Raw genomic sequence first — 19,757 nt, 5'->3', positions numbered from 1 at the left:
CATTTAATGTTGAATAAAACATTAAATTTGCGACATTGATATTATGGATAAAAAGACACAAAAAAAACCGACTGAAATGCCTGAAAAAGGCAGAATTTTATCTAAGCCACGTATTTTTTTCGGGCTTACCTTTATACTTTTATCGGCTGTTCTTGCATTCTCATTCATCTCTTACCTGATGAACTGGAAAGCAGACCAAAGCCAGGCAGGCACAATGCTGGACAAGAGTATAAAATCTTCCAATATCTTTGGTAAGGTGGGTGACTGGCTTGGGAATATTTTCATTTTTGAAAGTATTGGCATTGCCTCATTTATCATCGCATTTTTGCTGCTTGTAGTAGGTACACTGATTCTTAAGAAGAAAATATTCAAACCATGGAAAACCATTGGGCATTCGTTGTTTTTTATCTGCTGGCTTCCTATTTTCATGGGAGCACTTACTAAAGGACAGGGTGTTTTAGGAGGGGTCTATGGATATCAGATTATGGATTATCTTAATTCCATCATCGGAGCCGTAGGTCTTTGGACCGTACTGGCAGCAAGTATCCTGTTATATTTTATCCTTGAATTTAATCTTCGCCCAAGTTCAATCAAAGCAAAACTGGATAAAATCAATGAAAATACGATTGGAAAAGTAAAATCTATGATGCCGGACTCTAATGAAGACTTCGAAGCGGATGAGGAACTGAAAGAAGAAGCAGAGGAAACAGAAGAAGAAAAAGAAGAAGCTCCCCGTGTTACGGTAAGTGATGTTACCAATAACACTTCCAATAATTCAATGAATGTAAGAAAAGAGCCGGAGCCGGTAAGTGTTCCGAAAGGATTTCCTGAAGTTGCCGTTTCTTCAGATATAGAAACCATTACCACTCCAAACCACACTTCTTTTGATACTTTTGATACGAATCCGGGCAATACTTCTGAACCGGTAAGTTTAAACCTGTCTGCAAAACCAGCTGTTCCGGTATCAACTCCGGAGGAAGCATTTGATATCAGACCTTCTGCTCCGTCTTCTGTTATTACAGGTTCCCAGGTGCAGGAAGATATTAAGTTTAATGTAGAAGTAGCTCCCGTTATTGATATTCTGGATGATTCTGAAAAAAAATCCCAGGATCTGGTAGAAAAGCATGGTTTATATGACCACAAGCTGGATCTGGCTAACTTCCAGATGCCGCCTGTAGATTTGCTGAAAGATTACGGTAATGAAGAAATCTCCATCAATAAAGAAGAATTAGAAGAAAATAAAAATAAAATCGTAGGGCTTCTGAAAAATTTCAACGTTGGAATTGCAGAGATCAAAGCAACAATCGGTCCTACTGTTACCTTATACGAAATTGTTCCGGAAGCAGGGATCAGGGTAGCAGCCATTAAAAAGCTGCAGGATGATATCGCGTTGAACCTTTCTGCATTGGGAATCAGAATTATTGCTCCAATGCCGGGAAAAGGGACAATCGGTATTGAGGTACCAAGAAAAAATCCTACGATGGTTTCTATGCGTTCTGTAATTGCTTCCCAGAAGTTCCAGAATACAGATATGGATCTTCCGGTGGTTTTCGGGAAGACCATTTCCAATGAAATTTTCATGGCTGACCTTTCAAAAATGCCACACTTGCTGATGGCAGGAGCAACGGGTCAGGGTAAATCTGTAGGGATTAATGCCATCCTCACTTCCCTTCTTTATAAAAAGCACCCAAGTGAACTGAAGTTCGTAATGGTGGATCCTAAAAAAGTGGAACTTTCATTATATTCAAAAATTGAAAGACATTACCTTGCCAAACTTCCTGATGCAGAAGAAGCAATCATCACAGATACCAATAAAGTAATCAATACACTGAACTCTCTGTGTATTGAAATGGATACCCGATATGACCTTCTTAAAAATGCTTTCTGTAAAAACCTTAAAGAATACAATAAGAAATTTGCAGAAAGAAAATTAAATCCTGAAAACGGACACCGTTACTTACCTTATATTGTACTGGTAGTGGATGAGTTTGCCGATCTGATCATGACCGCAGGAAAAGAAGTTGAATTACCGATTGCCAGACTTGCACAGCTTGCCAGAGCCGTAGGTATTCACCTTATCGTGGCAACACAAAGACCTTCTGTGAACGTTATTACAGGTATGATCAAAGCCAACTTCCCGGCAAGAGCTGCCTTCAGGGTAATCTCCAGCGTAGACTCCAGAACGATTCTTGACTCTCCGGGAGCGGATCAGCTGATTGGTAAAGGAGATATGCTTTATTTCAACGGAAACGAGATCTTAAGGCTTCAGTGTGCTTTCGTAGATACTCCGGAAGTGGAAAGACTGGCAGAATTTATCGGAGAACAGAAAGGATATGCTTCAGCTTTATTGCTCCCTGAATATGTTTCTGAAGACTCAACAAGTTCAGTAGGAGCTTTTGATCCGAATGAAAAAGACGCCCTGTTTGAGGAAGCCGCAAGAATTATTGTCTCTACGCAGCAGGGGTCTACATCAATGCTTCAGAGACAGTTGAAACTGGGTTACAACAGAGCCGGAAGAATTATGGACCAGCTTGAAGCAAGCGGTATTGTGGGAGGCTTTAACGGAGCTAAAGCTAGAGAGGTACTGATCAGTGATCTGCATTCTTTGGAACAGTTTTTGGAAGATCTGCGTAGCTAAAGGAAAATCGGTGATTTAACCTTTTAAAATTAAGAATGTCTAAAGATTATTAAATTAAGAAAATGAAAAATATTATTTCAAAAGTTATATTAGGAAGTTTTGTTGTAGGTGCAGTAGGAATGGCCAATGCTCAGAAGATTGATGCTAAAGCTAAAAAGATATTGGATGATATTACAGCCAACTACAATTCTAAAAAGAATTCTTACTTCAAATTTTCTTTTGGAAGCGGTCTTAACGGACAGGTGACAAAAACAGAACCTGGTATTTATTATGTGGCCGGAGAAAAATACAAACTGAAGATCATGGATACAGAACAGATCTTCGACGGAAGCAAAATTTACAATATCAACGCTGATGATATGGAAGTAACCATTGCCAAACCTAACGGAAGCAGTACCATGTTCTCCCCTATCAATTATCTTACAACCTACAGAAACGATTATAATGTAACCTACAACGGTAAGAAAATGGTAAACGGCGTTAACGCTGACTTTATCAAACTGACCCCGGTAAAATCAAACGGTATAAAGTATGTTTACCTTTTTGTAGATTCAGCGAAAAAGCAAATGGTAAAACTTGAACAGCACGGAACCAACAAAGATGTTGCAGTAATCGCTATTAAGGAATACAAAGAAAACCAGGAGCTGGATCCCAATATGTTTGTTTTTGACAAGAATAAATTCAAAAACTACATTATTACAGAACTTTAGAATGGTAAAAAGCAAAGCTGCTCATCTGCAAATTTGCATTTTTACAATTTAGTTTAAAAAAAATAACAAAATATAAAAAGCCACAAGTAAACTTTGTGGCTTTTTGATTAATTTTGGCGCATGTTAAAAATACTAGACCGATATATCATAAAAACCTTCTTTGGACCGTTTTTCTTTATATTCAGCGTATTGTTTTTCATTTTTATTGTAAACATTATCTGGGTTCAGTTGGGGCAGTTTATGGGAAAAGGATTAAGCTACTGGCAGATCCTCAAACTTCTTTTTTATCTTGGGGTGAACGTTATCAGTATGGTTCTTCCGCTTACCATCCTCCTGGCAAGCATTATGTCTTTCGGTGAATTTGGAGAACGTTATGAGCTTGCGGCAATGAAAGCAGCAGGAATTCCTTTGACCAGAGTAATGACTCCCCTCCTGGGAATTTCAACAGCACTTGCTATTATGCTGTTTTTTTTCTCCAATAATATCATCCCGGATTTTCAGAAGAAAGCTAAAAACATGCTTTTCAATATTGCCCAGACAAAACCGGCTATCAACTTTACTCCGGGACAGTTTATCGATCAGATTCCCGGCTATATGGTGAAGTTTGACAAAATCTACGGGGAAAACGGAGAAAATATTGAAGGCGTTTTTGTTCATAAAAAAGCCAATGCTTACGAAAACCAGCAATCTGTTGTAGCAGAAAAAGGAAAATTTGTTCCTGCCGCTAACAAGAATTATCTAAAGCTTGTACTGTATAACGGATACGTATTTGAAGACGCTTTTGCCGGAAAAGGAGATAATGTAAGACAGAAACAACCCGACCAGGCCATTAAGTTTGACACACTGGTTTCCCACTTTGACATCAGTGAAATCATCAATAAGGCGATCGAAAAGGAACAGATTACGGACGACTATCGTTTCCAGACGTATAACCAGCTCGACGGAACGATTACCAAAACCAAGAAAGACAATAAGCAGTTCTTTGATAATATAGGTTCTGAAGTCCTTAATCAGACCAATTCTGTTATTACTTACATGGATAAAGGTAATAAACATAAGGTAGCTCCTAAAACCCAGATCAAGCTGGATACAGTAAAAGGTGAAAAAAAACTTGAAATCATTTATAATTCCTACAACAGGCTGGATAACCTTAAGTCTACACTGGAATCTAAAAAGAATGAATACAGTTCCAATGTAAAATACTTCAGTAAAGTTGTGATTTATCAGCAAAGAATCGTTGCGTACTCGGTAACCTGTATTATCTTCTTCCTGATCGGGTCGAGCTTAGGATCCATCATCAGAAAAGGAGGAATGGGACTTCCGGTAATCATCGCTATTGTTATTTTCATTATCTTTTATGTAATGAATGTTGGGGTGGAAAACATGTCATGGAGCGGAAAAATGAATCCTTATCTTGCCGCCTGGCTCCCTAACCTTATCCTTCTTCCCTTCGGAGTGTGGATGACGTATAAGGCGCTTACAGACTCACAACTGTTTGATGCAGAAAAGTACAAAGCATTATTCAAACCGATCACCAAAAGGTTTACAAAAAGTAAAGAACATCAGAGGTATCAATAATCCTGATATCAATATCAATAAAAAGCTTCGGAGAATTTCCGGAGCTTTTTTGCTGATTGCTTTTAAAATACTTCATTTCCTGCTGTTTTGAATATAAAAAATTATATTTGTGGAAACTTAAAACAGAACCATGAAGAAATTACTACTTATTGGCTTATTCAGCCTTGTCTCTCTGAATGCTTATGCCCAGGATGAAGAGAACGGCACCTACAACGGTGAAAAATACGGATACATCATTAATAAAGCCGGAAAAAAAATTGAAGGGGTTGTGCATCTGCATGGCGGCTATTCCAGCCCGTGGCAAAACCAGTTAAAAGTAAAATTTGCTTCCGTTGCTGATATCGACAAAGTAAAAAACAGGATTAAGTTTAAAACGTATGATACTGACGATATCAAGGAATATATGCTGTATGAAGGTGATACTCCCAGGGTTTTTAAATCTGTAAAATATTCCAACATGAGAGAGGCTTTAAACAGTTCCGAAAGCTCAACAGGGCTTGCTGCAGGCTTCAAGGCGATCAATAATCTTTCGAGAACGGAACAGTTTGCAGAAGTGGTAACGGAAGGGAAAATCACAGTGTATAAACTTTACGGCTACCCTACAGCTCTTTCTGCAAACAGTACACAGGCTATCTCACAGGCAGAAACAGACCGGTTAAGAGAAAATCCTAACTATATATTTTCAAAAAAGGGGGGAAAAGTAGAAGAACTGACTCCGGCAAAGGCCAAAATTATACTGGCAGACTGTCCTTATGTAAAAGCAAAAATAGCAAAAGGAGAATATGGTTCCCTGAAAAATGAAGAAAAGAAAAGATCCGGTTTTGGGAAATTTATCCGGGATGAAATCAGCAATGCCACAGTAGATAAACTTTCAATAATCAATGAAGTTGTTTATGATTATAACGAAAACTGTAAATAAAACAATATAAGGCTTTCTGTTGAAAGCCTTTTTTATGCCATTAAAATTTTTGTATTTTTAATCACCGCCAAACCACTCATTCTATGAAAATTCTAGTTCTGACAGCAAGCCTGCTTCTTTTTGTTTCCTGTAAAAATGAAAAAGATAAAATCGTCCCGAGAGAATCCATTTCCAGAGATAGTTCTGTTGTAAAAAAGGATTCAGTAAAAACAAATACAGCACAAAACCCTATTGATCAGATCAAAAAAGAATATGCTGTGCTCCAGGCTCAACTGGAAGCTAAAAAGCTGAATTCTTCAAAATTCAGTTATGACTGCCATGATGAAACTTCGGGGGAAGTTATTTTTTATTCTGACAAGGATGAAATTAAAGTAATAGAACATTTTTATGCAGAACACAGTCATTTTTCGGCATCTGAAAAGTATTTTATCAAAGACGGAAAACTATTCTTTGTTTTCAGGCAGGAAACCGTATGGAATTTTGACGGTGGTACTCCTGAAAAACCGGTTACCAAAGATGATATTACAGAAACCCGTATTTATCTTCAGAATAACCAGCCGTTGAAATGTCTTGAAAAAAAATACAGCATCAAATCGGATCAGAAGGAAAAAACAGCTCCGGATACAATTCCAGGAAAAGAAGTCCAGTGTAATGTGGAAGAAATCCTTAAGAGCTACCAATCTTTATTAAAACATAAAGACCAGAAAAGCTCCATACAATGTTTATAAAAACAAAAGAGACCGGCCTTTGAGCCAATCTCTTTTATATATTTTAAAACTGATACACAAAAGCATTAATATTCATCCCGGCTCCTACGGAAGCAAAGAGTACTATATCATTTTTGTTAATTTTATGATGTTCCAGTTCGTCCTGTAAGATCATCGTCAGCAAAGAAGGAATTGTAGCCACACTGCTGTTTCCAAGTTTATGGATAACCATAGGCATGATGTTTTCCGGAACCGGTTTTCCATATAACTGATAAAACCTGTTAACAATGGCTTCATCCATTTTTTCATTCGCCTGATGAATAATGATCTTATCGAGCTGGTCAATGGAATATCCACTGTTATCCAGACATTTTTTCATGGCATCCGGAACATTTACCAGGGCAAATTCGTAGATTTTTCTGCCATCCATTTTGATGTACCGGGTATCAGGACATCTTTCGTTGTTGTAAGATTTTCCAAAATACAGATAATCTTTTTCTTCAAATGTATAGGAAGCGGATAAGTGAGCTTTAATACCGGAGTCATCATCATTATTGACTTCCAGAACGGCTGCTCCTGCCCCGTCGGCATAGATCATACTGTCTCTGTCGTGGATATCCACCACCCGGGAAAGGGTTTCTGCCCCAATCACCAGACATCGCTTTGCCATACCGGATTTAATAAACGCGTGCGCCTGTATTACGCCTTCAATCCATCCCGGACATCCGAAAAGAACGTCATAAGCCACGCAGAAATTATTTCTGATTCCCAACAGATGTTTTACCCTTGCAGCAAGGCTCGGCACCATATCAGACTGAACCGTTCCGAAACGGACATCCCCAAAGTTGTGGGCAAATATAATATAGTCTAAAGTTTCCGGATCAATTTCTGAATTTTCTATAGCCTTCTTTGCAGCAATATATCCAAGATCAGAAGTAACCTGTGTATTGTCGGCATACCTTCTTTCTTCAATACCCGTAATCTTTTTCAGCTTATCCGTAATGGAAGCATTATTCTCTTTTAATACGACTCCTTCTTCATTAAGAAAAACATGTTTATCAAAAAATAAATTGGTTATGGTTTCCGATGGGATATAGTTTCCTACCCCGATAATTTTTGTCATCATTATAATAAGTTTGTTACCTGTTCAGAGCTCAGGATTATTTATTAAATATAATGAATGAACGTAAATATTCATCAATATCGTATGAAACAAGAATGTATTGCATTATAAAAACTAAAAAAAGAACAGCAGGTAACAAATACAGCAAGAAAAAAGAGGCTTCCCTCCGGAAACCTCTCTTATTATTTTATTTTCAAAACTGAAAATTACACTTTCATAATTTCAGCTTCTTTTGTCTTAAGATGCTCATCGCAAAGCTTTACATATTTATCTGTATACGTCTGGATTTCTTCTTCCACACCTTTAATAACATCTTCAGAAACTCCATCCAGTTTTTTAAGTTCTTTCAAACCGTCCTGTCTTGCGTTTCTTACTGTAACTTTGGTTTGTTCAGCTTCAGCTTTTGCCTGCTTTGCAAGCTCTTTTCTTCTTTCCTCTGTCAAAGGCGGAACGTTAAGGATGATATTTTCTCCGTTGTTGGAAGGTGCAAAACCCAAGTTGGAATTGATGATCGCTTTTTCAATCGCATTGATTGCAGTTCTGTCCCAAGGCTGAATAGAGATGGTCATGGCATCCGGAATAGAAACATTCGCAACCTGGTTGATAGGAGTCATAGCCCCGTAATATTCTACCATTACATCCTGAACCATTGTTGTAGAAGCACGTCCCGCTCTGATTCTTTGAAATGCGTGATCCAGGTGCTTTACAGCTGCATCCATGTCTTGTTTTACAGATTCTAATATAAGATCTAATTCTTCCATTATTATAGTATAGTTTGATAAATTACACATCTATTAATCAGTCTGAATACTCATTAAAGCCCAAAAACGCCGTAAACATCAGTGTTTCTTATTACTTTACATGAATTTTTACTATTCAGTGCTGCAAAAATAATGATTGTTTTCGATATTTTGGTAAGACTGTATTCTGTATTTTGTAAAACGTTGATATTTTTAAATAGGACACTGTGCAAAATTATTTTATTACAGCAATTACTTTATAACAAAAAGCCCTCTCAAAGAGAAGGCTTGAACTTTAATCAATAATTATGACGTAATTCAAATGTGAGTAAATCGTCATTTCACCACTTTTGAAATTACATTGCGGAAATGATTTCATCCGTAAATCTTTGCAGATGTTAGGCATGTTACCATTATACTTCTCACCTAACAAATTCATTGATTCCGAAAATTCATTGAGCGCTCTCATTAAATGATGAATTATCATTGAATCACAAACAGTTATAAAGATTTTTTTACAATTTCTTTTGCATGAACTGGCATCTTTCCTTGATCTCCACATAGATTTTGTACGCTTGTCTTTTCTTTAAAAAAAGGAGTTTGCTTTCATTCTTTTTAAATATAAAATTCCAGGTACAAATACCTATAGGATATTTCGGTTATTTCTACTCTGTGTGCTATCGTTTTTTATAGCTTCCTTTACTATGTCTTTTTAAAGATGATTCCGGAGAGAGTCTTGGATAAGACAATATTTAATGATTATAAACTAATTTAAACCTATCACATCATGACAAATCCATCTTTAGACGCATACCAACAGGTTTTTGCAATGTCAGGTCTTGCCAACCGTGCCGGAGGCTACAATGGTACCGGCACCGAGTTACAGCAACAGCTTCAGTATGACTTATCTTTTTATTTCAACAATGTTCCTCCTGTTAAAATAATGAATCAGACCAGCCCCTCAACAGCTGATCCTTCAGTTACTCCGGTATTGGGAAGCTGGAATCTTGTCTGGGGTCCTGCTCTGATTGAAGAAACCGACGAAAATGGTAAACCTACCGGGGTTGCAGATAATGCTTTGTATGTAGCTCAATGTGACACAGTAGCATTTCCGGGAGGCCCTTCAGTTCCTGCCTACGTTGTGGCAATTGCAGCGACCAATCCATCATCACTCTACGACTGGGAAACAGAAGATTTTTCAGTATCCGAAGTGGTGAACTGGACGACGTATGATCCTTCCAGTTTTACACCATCACCATACAATGGAACTGATCCCTATATTTCAAAAGGAACCGCTACCGGTGTAGGTATACTTCTCGGACTTATAAGCCCGGATACAGCCGCATCACCGAATACCACACTCCAGCAGTTCCTTGCCGGTTTAAATCCGGATCCGGATACAGCCATTATCTTTTGCGGACACAGTCTTGCAGGAGCACTATCACCTACCCTTGCCCTGTATCTGAAAGAGAATAAAGATCTTGATGCTTTCGGGATAACACTGGTATATCCTACTGCCGGACCTACTCCGGGTGAAGCGGCGTTTGCCAGCCTGTTCAATGCTTCATTTCCACCGTTACCTGCCGGATGGCAGGCTCAGGCAGGAGATTATCAGAGCTGGAACACCATGCACTGGAACGATCTGGATGTGGTGCCTCACGCCTGGCCGGTAGCAGATCTGGAAGAGATTGCAACGATATATGGCCAATCTCCTGACAGGCTTACTGCCTTTACATTAGATACCTTGCAGAATATTGCTCTTGCTGATGCTTCCCTGTCAGGTGTGACGTATACAAGGATACAGAACCAGTCACTTCCGGGTAAACTTCAGAACTCGGATGGACCTGGTGTCAGCATCAACACACCCCCCCAGTCTTTGTATGATTATATGTACCAGTTATTTTTACAGCACGTAGATATGTACTCGGGTATCCCTTCCTTTGGTCCGGATTATCCTCAGGTAAACGGCCTTATCCTTCAGCAGCCATTACCTCAGCCTCAACAGGTGAATCTTGTACCGGGAGTAACTGCTGTTACAAAATTTGAGATGATTATGAAAATAATCAATCAGATTATTGGCTGGATTTCTGTTCGTTATGCGGCCGCTCAGCAGGAAATCACCCAGCAGAATGTTGAAGTGAATGAATAATTAAAATTATAGTATAAACCAAAACACCTGTCAAAGCTAAGTCGCCATGACAGGTGTTTTGATATTATTGTATTGATACAGCCTGATTATAAATCAACAAGAGTACCAACATTTTCACCATCTACAATTTTTTCTAAATTTCCATCTTTGTTCATATCGAATACAATGATTGGCAATTTGTTTTCGTGACTCAAAGTAAATGCTGTCATATCCATTACTTTAAGGTTTTTCTCAAATACTTCATCAAAAGATAATGAATTGTATTTTACAGCATCTGCATTCTTTTCAGGATCACTGTCATAGATTCCGTCTACTCTTGTTCCTTTCAGGATCACATCAGCACCGATTTCGATAGCTCTTAATGTAGCTGCCGTATCAGTCGTAAAATAAGGATTTCCTGTTCCTGCGCCGAAGATCACTACTCTTCCTTTTTCAAGGTGTCTTACTGCTCTTCTTTTGATGAAAGGTTCCGCTACTTTATCCATTTCGATCGCAGACTGAAGTCTTGTTTTGATTCCTGCATCTTCCAGTGCTCCCTGTAAAGCCATTCCGTTGATTACAGTGGCCAGCATTCCCATATAATCTCCCTGCACCCTGTCCATTCCTTTTGCTGCTCCTGCAACACCGCGGAAAATATTTCCTCCTCCGATTACGATCGCCACTTCACACCCTTTGTCAACTACTTTTTTGATCTCAGCAGCATATTCCTGCAGTCTTTCATTGTCAATACCGTATTGTCTGTTTCCCATTAAGGCCTCACCGCTCAGTTTCAGAAGGATTCTTTTATATTTCATCTTTTATTTTTAATAACTTTTTATTAGTACTGGTTTCCCAGGAATTTGATTTTGCAAATATAATCATTAAAAATGTTGTTAAAAGAAAAATATTTAAATAGAAATAATGTAAGAAATATTTTGAAAAGTACGAAAAAGGATTATTTTTGCATTAATTATAAATTGAATTGAAGAAAATTATCATTTTTTCATTATTTCTATCAGGAATTGTTTCTTATGCGCAAACAGGAACAAATGTTTATCCGTTCTTAAATGTACCTGTATCTGCAAGACAAGCTGCTTTGGGCGGTGATGCAATTTCGGTAAGAGATTATGATGTTTCCTTTGCTATTGCAAACCCTGCCCTGTTAAATAAAGATTCTGATAAACAGCTTTCTGTAAATGCAACGGCATACCTTGCCGATTCGAAATACGGAACGATTGCTTATGCCAAAGACTTTGAAAACGGCCATATGGCGACCATCAATGCAAGGTATATGAGCTATGGAAGTATTCCGAGAACGGATGAAAGCGGATTCGAAAACGGAGAATTCAAAGCTTCAGATGTAGCCATTGGCGCAGGCTATGCCTACCAGTTTGAAGAAGACTGGACTATTGGTGGAGGGCTTAATTTTATTACCTCAAAAATTGACAATTATACTTCTTCCGCCATTTCAGGAACAGCGGGGATTACCTATCATAATAAAAAGAACAAAGAAGTTGTTTCATTGGTGATGAGAAACTTTGGCTTTCAGCTGAAATCTTTCAATGGCACAAGAGAAAACCTTCCTTTCAGAGTGGATCTGGGCTATACCAAAACCATCAAGAACTTCCCTCTTGCCATCACTATTACCGCACATGACCTTCAGAAGTTTGATATTTCTTCAGAAGAGAATCTGGACGGGCAGAAAGTGGGTACCGGCAGAAAGATTGCCGATCACTTTTCATTGGGAGCAGAATTGTTTCCGGAAAAGAACTTCAATATCAGACTGGGATACAATGTAAAAAGAGGAAATGAGCTGGCGGTGGCAGATCAGAGAAACTTCTCAGGACTTTCTGCTGGGTTTGGAGTTAAAGTTTCCAGATTCCGTATAGATTATGCGCATGTAAGATACCACAACTCTTCGAATGTCAATCAGATAGGAATTTCCATGGACCTTTCCAGCCACAGAGGAGAATAACTCTTCAGGCATGAAATTTCTTAATTATTCCGAAAATTTCCTACTTCTTCTTGATTTTTAAGAAAAAATCTTGAAATTTGCAGTATGAAAAAACCTGTAATTGCTATCGATGGGTACTCGTCTACCGGAAAAAGTTCTATCTCTAAAATCATTGCTGATCAACTGGGACTTATTCATATGGATACAGGAGCGCTTTACAGAGGAGTTACCTGGTATGCTTTGCAGCATTGTGTGAACGAAAACGGTGAAATTGATCTGAATACACTGTTCTCTTCTTTTGACCGGATTAAACTTGAATTTAAAAACAACGGCGGCACACTGGTTCTTTTTCTTAATGATTCCGATATTTCCAAAGAAATCCGTACCAATATCGTATCCGATAATGTAAGCCTTGTTGCCAAACAAAAGGAAGTGAGAGATTTCTTACTGCAGTCACAGCGCACTTTGGCAGAAAAAGGAGGAGTCATTATGGACGGACGTGACATAGGGACAGTAGTTCTGCCAAATGCAGACTATAAATTCTTTCTTACTGCCAGCATTGATGAAAGAACCAACAGAAGATTTCTGGAACTGAAAGGCCTCGGTATAGAAGCTGATAAAGAACAGGTAAAACAAAACCTTATAGAACGTGACAAGATCGACAGTGAGCGTGAAATAGCCCCATTGAAGCAGGCTGAAGATGCTATTGTTATAGATAATTCTGAACTGACCAAGGATGAAACCATAGCCCTTATTTTATCTCACATCCGAAAGATTTAACAATTTTTAATAGGGTTTAAGCCTCCTTTGGTATACAAATTGTAAGTTTTATTACTGTAAAAACTAATCTATTATTAATTATTAAAAAACTTAAAATGTCTAGAAAAGGAAATAATACAGCAGGTATATTGGCAGGACTTCTTGCAGGTGCTGCGGCAGGTGTAATCTTAGGAATGTTATACGCACCGGAAGAAGGTAAAGAAACCAGAAAAAAAATCAAAACTAAGGCCAATGATCTTAAAGATCAGGCAAAAAATAAATACGGAGAGGTTTCTGAAAAAGTAAAGGACCAGTACAGCAATATTTCTTCTACTTTCAAAGAAACTGCTAGCAGCGTAGCACATACTGTGAAAGACGGATATGATAAATACAAGGATCAGATTGTTTCTAAAACTGCGGATCTCGCAAAAGATGTGGAAGCAGAACTGAATGACCTAAAAAAATAAGTAATTTATATTTTTAAGTAAATTACGGGAAGGAACTTTTGTGCGAAAGTTCCTTTTTTTGTAACTTTAAAAAAAAACAATGATAGAAACTATTAAAGAATACGCCTCCAAGAGAATAGATCTTCTGAAAATTGAAGCGACTGAGAAGTCGTCTCTTTCTGCCGGGCTCATTACATACTTTGTAGTACTGCTTGTTGCTTTTGCTTTTTTTATTATCCTTTTCAATTTTGGAATTGCTTTCCTTATCGGGAAAGCACTGGATAATTACTCTTACGGATTCTTAATTGTTGCAGGGTTTTATGCTGTGGTAATGGCATTTGTTGTTGCATTCAAAGGTAAAATCGTCAACACTGTTGCAGATCAGGTTATTAAATTTTTAAATCATTAAACTATGGGCAGAAAATACGAGAGCATAGAAGAATTAAGGAGAAAGAAAAAACTGCTTCAAAGTGAAATAAGTGATCTGGAAAATCTTCTTACCTTCAAAAATACAAAGGAAAGCCTGAGTGCATTTACCAATGGCTTAACAGACCAGTATCTTCAGGAAAAGATTGATGAAGACGGTGATGAAAAAGTAGTTCTCAGGAAGGATGTCATTGCCAAACAGCTTACTTCGGAAGTAAAAGACCTTTTAATCAGCAAAAATACAGCTGTAGGAATTGCCAGCTCTGCCTTCAAAGGAGGAAATCTCACAGACGGCCTTGTTAAGCTGGGTGTTACTGCTATCGTAGGAAACTATGCCAAAAAAAATATGAAAAGCTCCAACTGGAAGAAAAAACTGATTGGTGCTGCTCTGATTTACCTTGCTCCAATAGCTCTGAAATACGTCAGAAAAAAGATTGAGGTCTATCAGAAAAACAAAAGTGTTTCAAGTATGGAGCAGCTAATATAGAAGCTAGAAGTCAGAAACTGGAAGTTAGAGAATATTCAGAAAGTGATTTACACTAATTTCTAACCTCTAGTTTCCAGTTTCTATTTTGAAAACAGCTGTCCTAAAATAATCCCTGCAGCCATAGATACATTCAGGCTTTCTGTAGACTGGGATTTTCCGAATCTCGGAATACTGATACTTTTCTGTAAAAGCTTCTCCGTTTCCGGTCTCATTCCGTTTCCTTCATTTCCTAAGATCAGGTTGATTTTCTCCGGTTTCTCAAAAGTATAGATATTCTCCCCTTCCATATCTGTTCCGATGTTCACATTTTCTGTTTTGGAAAGATATTCCACAAGTCCGGTATATACAACATTCACCCTGGTAAAAGATCCCATGGTGGCCTGAATGACTTTCGGGTTGTATACATCTACAGTATCTTCACTACAGATGATCTGCTCAATCCCGAACCAGTCTGCCAGACGTATAATAGTTCCCAGGTTTCCCGGATCCTGTACTCCGTCCAAAACCAGCTGTATATTCTTATCCTCCAGTTTTTCTTCCTCAGCAAGATAGCATACTGCAACCGAATCTTTTGGGGTTTTAAGAAAACTGATTTTTTTTAATTCATTTTCAGAGATATGAGTAACAGGGATATCAGTACGGTCCAATTTTTGTGGATCGGTTGATAATATTTCTTTAACTTTAAAGTTAGAATTAAAAAGTTCACAAATGATTTTATTACCTTCAACCAAAAACAAATTGTATTTTTGTCTGAACTTCTTTTTATCTAAAGATTGTAAAACTTTTATTGTATGAGCTGTAAGCATTATAAGAATTCTCCTCAAAAATATTATAAAATTATCTCATTTGCAACATTTGTTGGTCTCCTTTATGCTTGTAGTACTACGAAAAAAGTTCCTGATGGCGAATACCTGCTTACCAAGAACACTTTAGAGTTCGAAGATAAGAAAGTGTTTTTCGATGAGGAACTCAAGGACTACATTCAGCAGAAGCCCAATAAAAAGCAATTCCTTTTTATGCCATTAAGTCTCCTTCTGTACAATATGGCGGATCCGAAATATGACACTATACTTAATGAATATATGACCTATCCCGGTGAGATGAGAAATCAGAAACTGAGAGATTCTTTATTCCTTAAATATAATATGAAAAGCAGCGTCGGAAAAAGCCTTCTTTTCGACCGTTTACTGCACAATTGGGGAACACCGCCGGTAATTCTTGATCAGGCCAGGAGTGAAAAAAGTGCCGAATCTATCAAGAAAAGACTTACCTACAGAGGATATTGGGATGCAAATGTAAAATTCAAGCATAATTTGGATTCCGCATCTAAAAAAGCATCTGTTAATTATTTTGTCAGACATAATGATCCGACCCGCATTAAAGATTATTACTACAATATTCCGGATCAGGGCATCAAGGGATACTACAGTTCTTTTCTGAACAAAAGCCTTGTAAGATCCGGACAGATTCTTGACCAGACCGTGCTTGAAAGAGAAGTAACAAGAATTACTGATATGATGAGGGAGTTTGGTTATTACAGATTCAACGCTTCCAATGATGAAGTCTATTTTGTGGCGGATTCTCTTAAAAGCAGAAAGCAGGTTCCTTTAACCCTGGAAATTCATAAAGACTCTCTGGATACCCCCTATAAGATTGCTACTTTTGGGAATATTGACGTTGCCATCGTGGATGAACCCGGTGATTACCCTAAGAATACAAAAAAAGACAGCTTAAGGAGAATAAGATTCCATACAATGAATGATAAATATAAAATTTCATCCGTATGGAGAGCTATTATTCCGGACAGTAAAAAAGTCTTTGACCAGTCGAAGCTGGATGTTACTAAAAGAAACCTTTTAGCGATGAATAACTTTAGTATCGTTAAAGCGAGAGACTCTCTGAGACAAGGCGGAATGGCCTCACCTAACGACAGTATTGTTGATATTTTATATGTACTGAAACCGCTTCCAAAATATGAACTGAAAGTGGGAACAGACATCAATTATTCTCAGGTCCTGAACCTGGGGATCTCTCCTTCTGTTGACCTTACCACCCGAAACGTTTTCAGAGGTGCGGAAAACCTTTCTACCAGCCTTTCAGGAACATTCGGATCCATAAGAAGTACGAAGGATATCAGCAAAAGAGTGGCTGCTTATGAAATATCAACGCAGGCCTCCTTGAATTTCCCGAGACTGCTGCTGCCTTTTAATTATTACAAACTGATTCCGAAACGATATACCCCTACATCTTCTATTTTGCTTGGGGCATCAATTCAGAACAATATCGGTTTGGGAAGATTAATTTTCAATACAGGGCTTAATTATCAGGCAAGTGTAAATGACCAGGTATATCATAAGCTTACGTTATTTAATACCCAGGTCAGCCTTACAAAGAATAAAGATGCCTACTACGATTATTTTGTGAATGACGGAAGGGTAAAAGATGAGGTTTTCGGGAATTATTTTATGTTCAACTCGGAAACAGCACAAACCGGGCAGGACTATAGAGATGGAAAACTCAGCGTAGATGAAGTTTCCAAACAGATTATCGATAACGAAGCTTACCGTGCAAGTCTTAACCAGCAGGGAACCGACCTGCTGACAGCCTTCAGAGGAACATTGGTCAATAAAGACAGGCAGACACAGGATGTCCTTATTTCTTCCATGATCTATAACTTTGTTTATAGTGAAATCGGAAAAAAAGAATATCCAAACGCATTTTATTTCAACGGGAAAGTTGAGCTTGCGGGTAATATCCTAAGTATATTCAATAAAAAAGACAACAGCGGAGGTGTTGTTACCGGTCCGCAAAGAACTATTTTCGGACTGCCTTATGCGCAGTTTGTAAAATTTGATATTGATACAAGAAAATACTTCAGATTTAACGGAAACCAGACATTGGTACTTCGCCAGTTCATCGGAGTAGGAATACCTTATGGGAATTCCCAGGATATGCCTATTATCAAATCTTATTTCAACGGAGGTTCCAACGATATCAGAGCCTGGGTAGCATTTGGAGGATTAGGTCCTGCAGATTCTCAGGTGGATGAAAGAGTTCGTACCTATATGACAGACAACGTAAAACTTACCACCAATATTGAATACAGAATTCCTTTCAATAAGACTTATGAAGGAGCTTTATTTACGGATATCGGAAATACATGGAGTCTTCGTAACTATAACGACGGGTATGGTGATGAGTTTAAATTCAGCAAGTTCTGGAAACAGGTAGGTATCGGAAGCGGGTTCGGATTAAGGTTAAATATTGCTTACGTTACTGCAAGAATTGACCTTGCCTACAAGATCTATGATCCGAATAAACCTGAAGGTGACCGATGGAGAATCAAATACATCCAGCCTTTCAAGCCAACAGTTAATATCGCGTTCGGGTATCCTTTCTAATCCGGAGAAACGCCTAAAATAAAATACACTACAGCAATCACACGGGCGAGGATTTCCCTCGCCTGATTTCTGTAAAAGCTTTCAGGTTTTGTGACATCCTGCGCATCAAATCCCAAAGCATTCATATCATTATTTCTTGCAAAAAACAATGCTCTGAGGTTATGATATCCCTGAGATACAATGATGACATTTTTCTTTTTATAAACATCCTTACAGCGCAGAATACTTTTATAGGTATTGAATCCCTTCGGATCTTCTACAATAATATCTTCAGGAACACCTTCCTGATTCACCAGATAGTTTCTCATAGCTCCCGGCTCATTGTATCCTTTGCTCTTCTCCCCGCTCACTATAATCTTTTTGATTTTCCCGTGATGGTAAAGAAGTGCTGCAGCGTCCATTCTTTTGGTAAAATAAGGATTGGATTTTCCTGATCTCATTTTAGGAGATGTTCCCAGCACCAAAGCGATTTCCCTAGGTGGTATTTTTGAGATTTTGGTATAGGTTCTCCCGTTGGTGAGCCCGAAAACCCACGCATTACACAGGCATATCATCAAAATTCCTAATTCCAGTGATATAAACCCAAGGTTAAATATGTTCTTAATAACTCTCAACTAAGATCAAAGTTAAGCTTTATTTTTTTACTTTTCACAATAGACATACAAGCTAAAATACGTCCCTGCGCTTCCTCTTTTTCGGTAAGATACTCATTCTCCAGCAGTTCCACTTCTCCTTCTTCCAAAGAACATTCACAGCTGCCGCATATTCCTGATTTGCAGGAATAAGGTACCGGAAATTTCTGAATAAGAAGCTGTTGAAGGATTTTATCCTTATTATCAGGAAGCAGGGTTGTATATTGTTTTCCCAGCATGGTAAATTCAACTTCTATGTTTTCAATAAGAGGAAATTCTTTTTCTACAGGATAAATATCATCATTGAACTCTTCAAAAAGCTCAAAATGAATGTTCTTTTTCGGAATCCCATGGTGATAGCAGGCATTCGCCAGGGTTTTGATCATTTCTCCTTTTCCGCAGATCAATACCTCGTCTACCGCATCCCAGATGGTAGATTCTTCATCGGTATCATCCAAATGGAGGATCTGATTAATAATAAGATTCAGTTTCTTCTCATCCAGCCGGCCATAAAAAAACTGATCGGCAATTTTCTCCTGTGAAAAAAAGTAAAAAATCTGAAGCCTGTCTCCACATGTTCTGGCAAGATTATCCAATTGATCACGGTATACAAGATCATCCGAGCTTTTATTTCCAAAGAATAAAAACAAACGGGTTCTGGGCTCGTTGTGAAGGATATTTTTAAAATGGCTTACAATAGGAGTAATCCCGATTCCGGCTGCAAAAGCAACAATTGTTCTGAATTCGCTTGGTTTGGAGACCAGTGTAAATCTTCCCGCCGGTTCGCTTACCCATAGAACGTCACCTGTATTATAGTTTTGAAACAGCTGGGATGTAGCTCCTTCAGAAGAGTTGATCTTTATTCCCAGGCTTATTTTTCCTTCATAAGGTGCTGAAGTCATTGAGTAATCATGAATAACCTCTTTCCCATGTGACTGAAATCTTACACTGACATACTGCCCTGCTTCAAACCTGAAATTTTCCTTTACATTCCCGGGAATATCAAACTCCAGAGAAAAAGTATTTTTGGTCAGCTGTTCCTTTTTCGCTATTTTTAACGGATGAAACTGTATCAGTTTCCCTTTATAGATTTGTTGTTCCATAACTTC

The 19,757-nt window shown here is 38.1% G+C and carries 18 protein-coding genes; 12 read left to right on the top strand and 6 right to left on the bottom strand.

Translation table 11 applies throughout. The features are described 5' to 3' along the window. Nucleotides 1–43: 43 nt before the first annotated feature. From ACR1PO_RS17065 to ACR1PO_RS17045, 5 genes are all read left to right on the top strand, one after another. Nucleotides 44–2,638 carry an FtsK/SpoIIIE family DNA translocase gene (locus tag ACR1PO_RS17065; RefSeq protein WP_433987546.1) on the top strand — a complete coding sequence of 865 codons (2,595 nt, stop codon included), beginning with the start codon at nt 44–46 and terminating at the stop codon, nt 2,636–2,638. A gap of 62 nt (nt 2,639–2,700) precedes the next feature. Next, nucleotides 2,701–3,348, top strand: coding sequence for an outer membrane lipoprotein periplasmic chaperone LolA1 (gene lolA1 / locus ACR1PO_RS17060; RefSeq protein ID WP_332387007.1), 648 nt, complete (start codon nt 2,701–2,703; stop codon nt 3,346–3,348). Between the two features lie 120 nt (nt 3,349–3,468). Then, nucleotides 3,469–4,926, top strand: coding sequence for an LptF/LptG family permease (locus ACR1PO_RS17055; protein WP_002979814.1), 1,458 nt, complete (start codon nt 3,469–3,471; stop codon nt 4,924–4,926). A gap of 130 nt (nt 4,927–5,056) precedes the next feature. Next, a complete protein-coding gene (locus ACR1PO_RS17050) occupies nt 5,057–5,845 on the top strand; it encodes a hypothetical protein (RefSeq protein ID WP_433987545.1) in 789 nt (262 codons plus the stop codon). An 83-nt stretch (nt 5,846–5,928) separates the two neighbouring features. Then, nucleotides 5,929–6,573: a hypothetical protein gene (locus ACR1PO_RS17045; RefSeq protein WP_433987544.1), complete on the top strand. Its 645-nt coding sequence runs from the start codon at nt 5,929–5,931 to the stop codon at nt 6,571–6,573. Between the two features lie 43 nt (nt 6,574–6,616). On the opposite strand, the gene ACR1PO_RS17040 is transcribed toward ACR1PO_RS17045, so the two are convergent. Together ACR1PO_RS17040 and frr are read right to left on the bottom strand one after the other, a co-directional pair. Further along, entirely contained in the window at nt 6,617–7,678 is a 1,062-nt protein-coding gene (locus ACR1PO_RS17040) for a 3-oxoacyl-ACP synthase III family protein (RefSeq protein WP_433987543.1), read from the bottom strand. A 203-nt stretch (nt 7,679–7,881) separates the two neighbouring features. Next, nucleotides 7,882–8,436, bottom strand: coding sequence for a ribosome recycling factor (frr, locus tag ACR1PO_RS17035; protein ID WP_002979817.1), 555 nt, complete (start codon nt 8,434–8,436; stop codon nt 7,882–7,884). 766 nt (nt 8,437–9,202) lie between these two features. Here frr and ACR1PO_RS17030 point away from each other — a divergent pair. Further along, a complete protein-coding gene (locus ACR1PO_RS17030) occupies nt 9,203–10,564 on the top strand; it encodes a lipase family protein (protein ID WP_433987542.1) in 1,362 nt (453 codons plus the stop codon). 86 nt (nt 10,565–10,650) lie between these two features. On the opposite strand, the gene pyrH is transcribed toward ACR1PO_RS17030, so the two are convergent. Further along, complete coding sequence (pyrH, locus tag ACR1PO_RS17025) at nt 10,651–11,358, bottom strand: UMP kinase (protein ID WP_002979821.1); 708 nt, start codon at nt 11,356–11,358, stop codon at nt 10,651–10,653. 167 nt (nt 11,359–11,525) lie between these two features. Here pyrH and porQ point away from each other — a divergent pair, with 167 nt between their 5' ends. The 5 genes from porQ (at nt 11,526) to ACR1PO_RS17000 (ending at nt 14,615) form a co-directional block, all read left to right on the top strand. Further along, a complete protein-coding gene (gene porQ, locus ACR1PO_RS17020) occupies nt 11,526–12,518 on the top strand; it encodes a type IX secretion system protein PorQ (RefSeq protein WP_332387016.1) in 993 nt (330 codons plus the stop codon). Nucleotides 12,519–12,602: 84 nt separating this feature from the next. Continuing rightward, a complete protein-coding gene (cmk, locus tag ACR1PO_RS17015) occupies nt 12,603–13,277 on the top strand; it encodes a (d)CMP kinase (protein WP_433987541.1) in 675 nt (224 codons plus the stop codon). A gap of 95 nt (nt 13,278–13,372) precedes the next feature. Further along, complete coding sequence (locus ACR1PO_RS17010; protein ID WP_002979824.1) at nt 13,373–13,723, top strand: YtxH domain-containing protein; 351 nt, start codon at nt 13,373–13,375, stop codon at nt 13,721–13,723. Nucleotides 13,724–13,802: 79 nt separating this feature from the next. Continuing rightward, a complete protein-coding gene (locus ACR1PO_RS17005) occupies nt 13,803–14,111 on the top strand; it encodes a phage holin family protein (protein WP_374462561.1) in 309 nt (102 codons plus the stop codon). Nucleotides 14,112–14,114: 3 nt separating this feature from the next. Beyond that, the gene (locus tag ACR1PO_RS17000; protein ID WP_433987540.1) at nt 14,115–14,615 is read left to right on the top strand and encodes a phosphoribosyl-ATP pyrophosphatase; all 501 of its coding nucleotides are present in this window, start codon (nt 14,115–14,117) and stop codon (nt 14,613–14,615) included. A gap of 80 nt (nt 14,616–14,695) precedes the next feature. Here ACR1PO_RS17000 and ACR1PO_RS16995 read toward each other — a convergent pair whose 3' ends face one another. Further along, nucleotides 14,696–15,421, bottom strand: coding sequence for a TrmH family RNA methyltransferase (locus ACR1PO_RS16995; RefSeq protein WP_433987539.1), 726 nt, complete (start codon nt 15,419–15,421; stop codon nt 14,696–14,698). Between ACR1PO_RS16995 and tamL the strand changes: the two genes are divergently transcribed. Continuing rightward, nucleotides 15,407–18,016 (top strand): translocation and assembly module lipoprotein TamL, encoded by a 2,610-nt coding sequence (gene tamL / locus ACR1PO_RS16990; protein ID WP_433987538.1) that lies wholly within the window; start codon nt 15,407–15,409, stop codon nt 18,014–18,016. The genes ACR1PO_RS16995 and tamL overlap by 15 nt on opposite strands. Here tamL and ACR1PO_RS16985 read toward each other — a convergent pair. Then, nucleotides 18,013–18,630, bottom strand: a complete 618-nt coding sequence (locus ACR1PO_RS16985; RefSeq protein ID WP_002979829.1) for a SanA/YdcF family protein — start codon at nt 18,628–18,630, stop codon at nt 18,013–18,015. The genes tamL and ACR1PO_RS16985 overlap by 4 nt on opposite strands. Continuing rightward, complete coding sequence (locus ACR1PO_RS16980; protein WP_332387022.1) at nt 18,627–19,751, bottom strand: flavin reductase family protein; 1,125 nt, start codon at nt 19,749–19,751, stop codon at nt 18,627–18,629. Before ACR1PO_RS16980 ends, ACR1PO_RS16985 begins: the two co-directional genes overlap by 4 nt. Nucleotides 19,752–19,757: the final 6 nt, after the last annotated feature.

The sequence above is a fragment of the Chryseobacterium amylolyticum genome (assembly GCF_051011775.1).
GTDB lineage: Bacteria > Bacteroidota > Bacteroidia > Flavobacteriales > Weeksellaceae > Chryseobacterium.
This window is presented reverse-complemented; position numbering and strand designations above follow the sequence as displayed.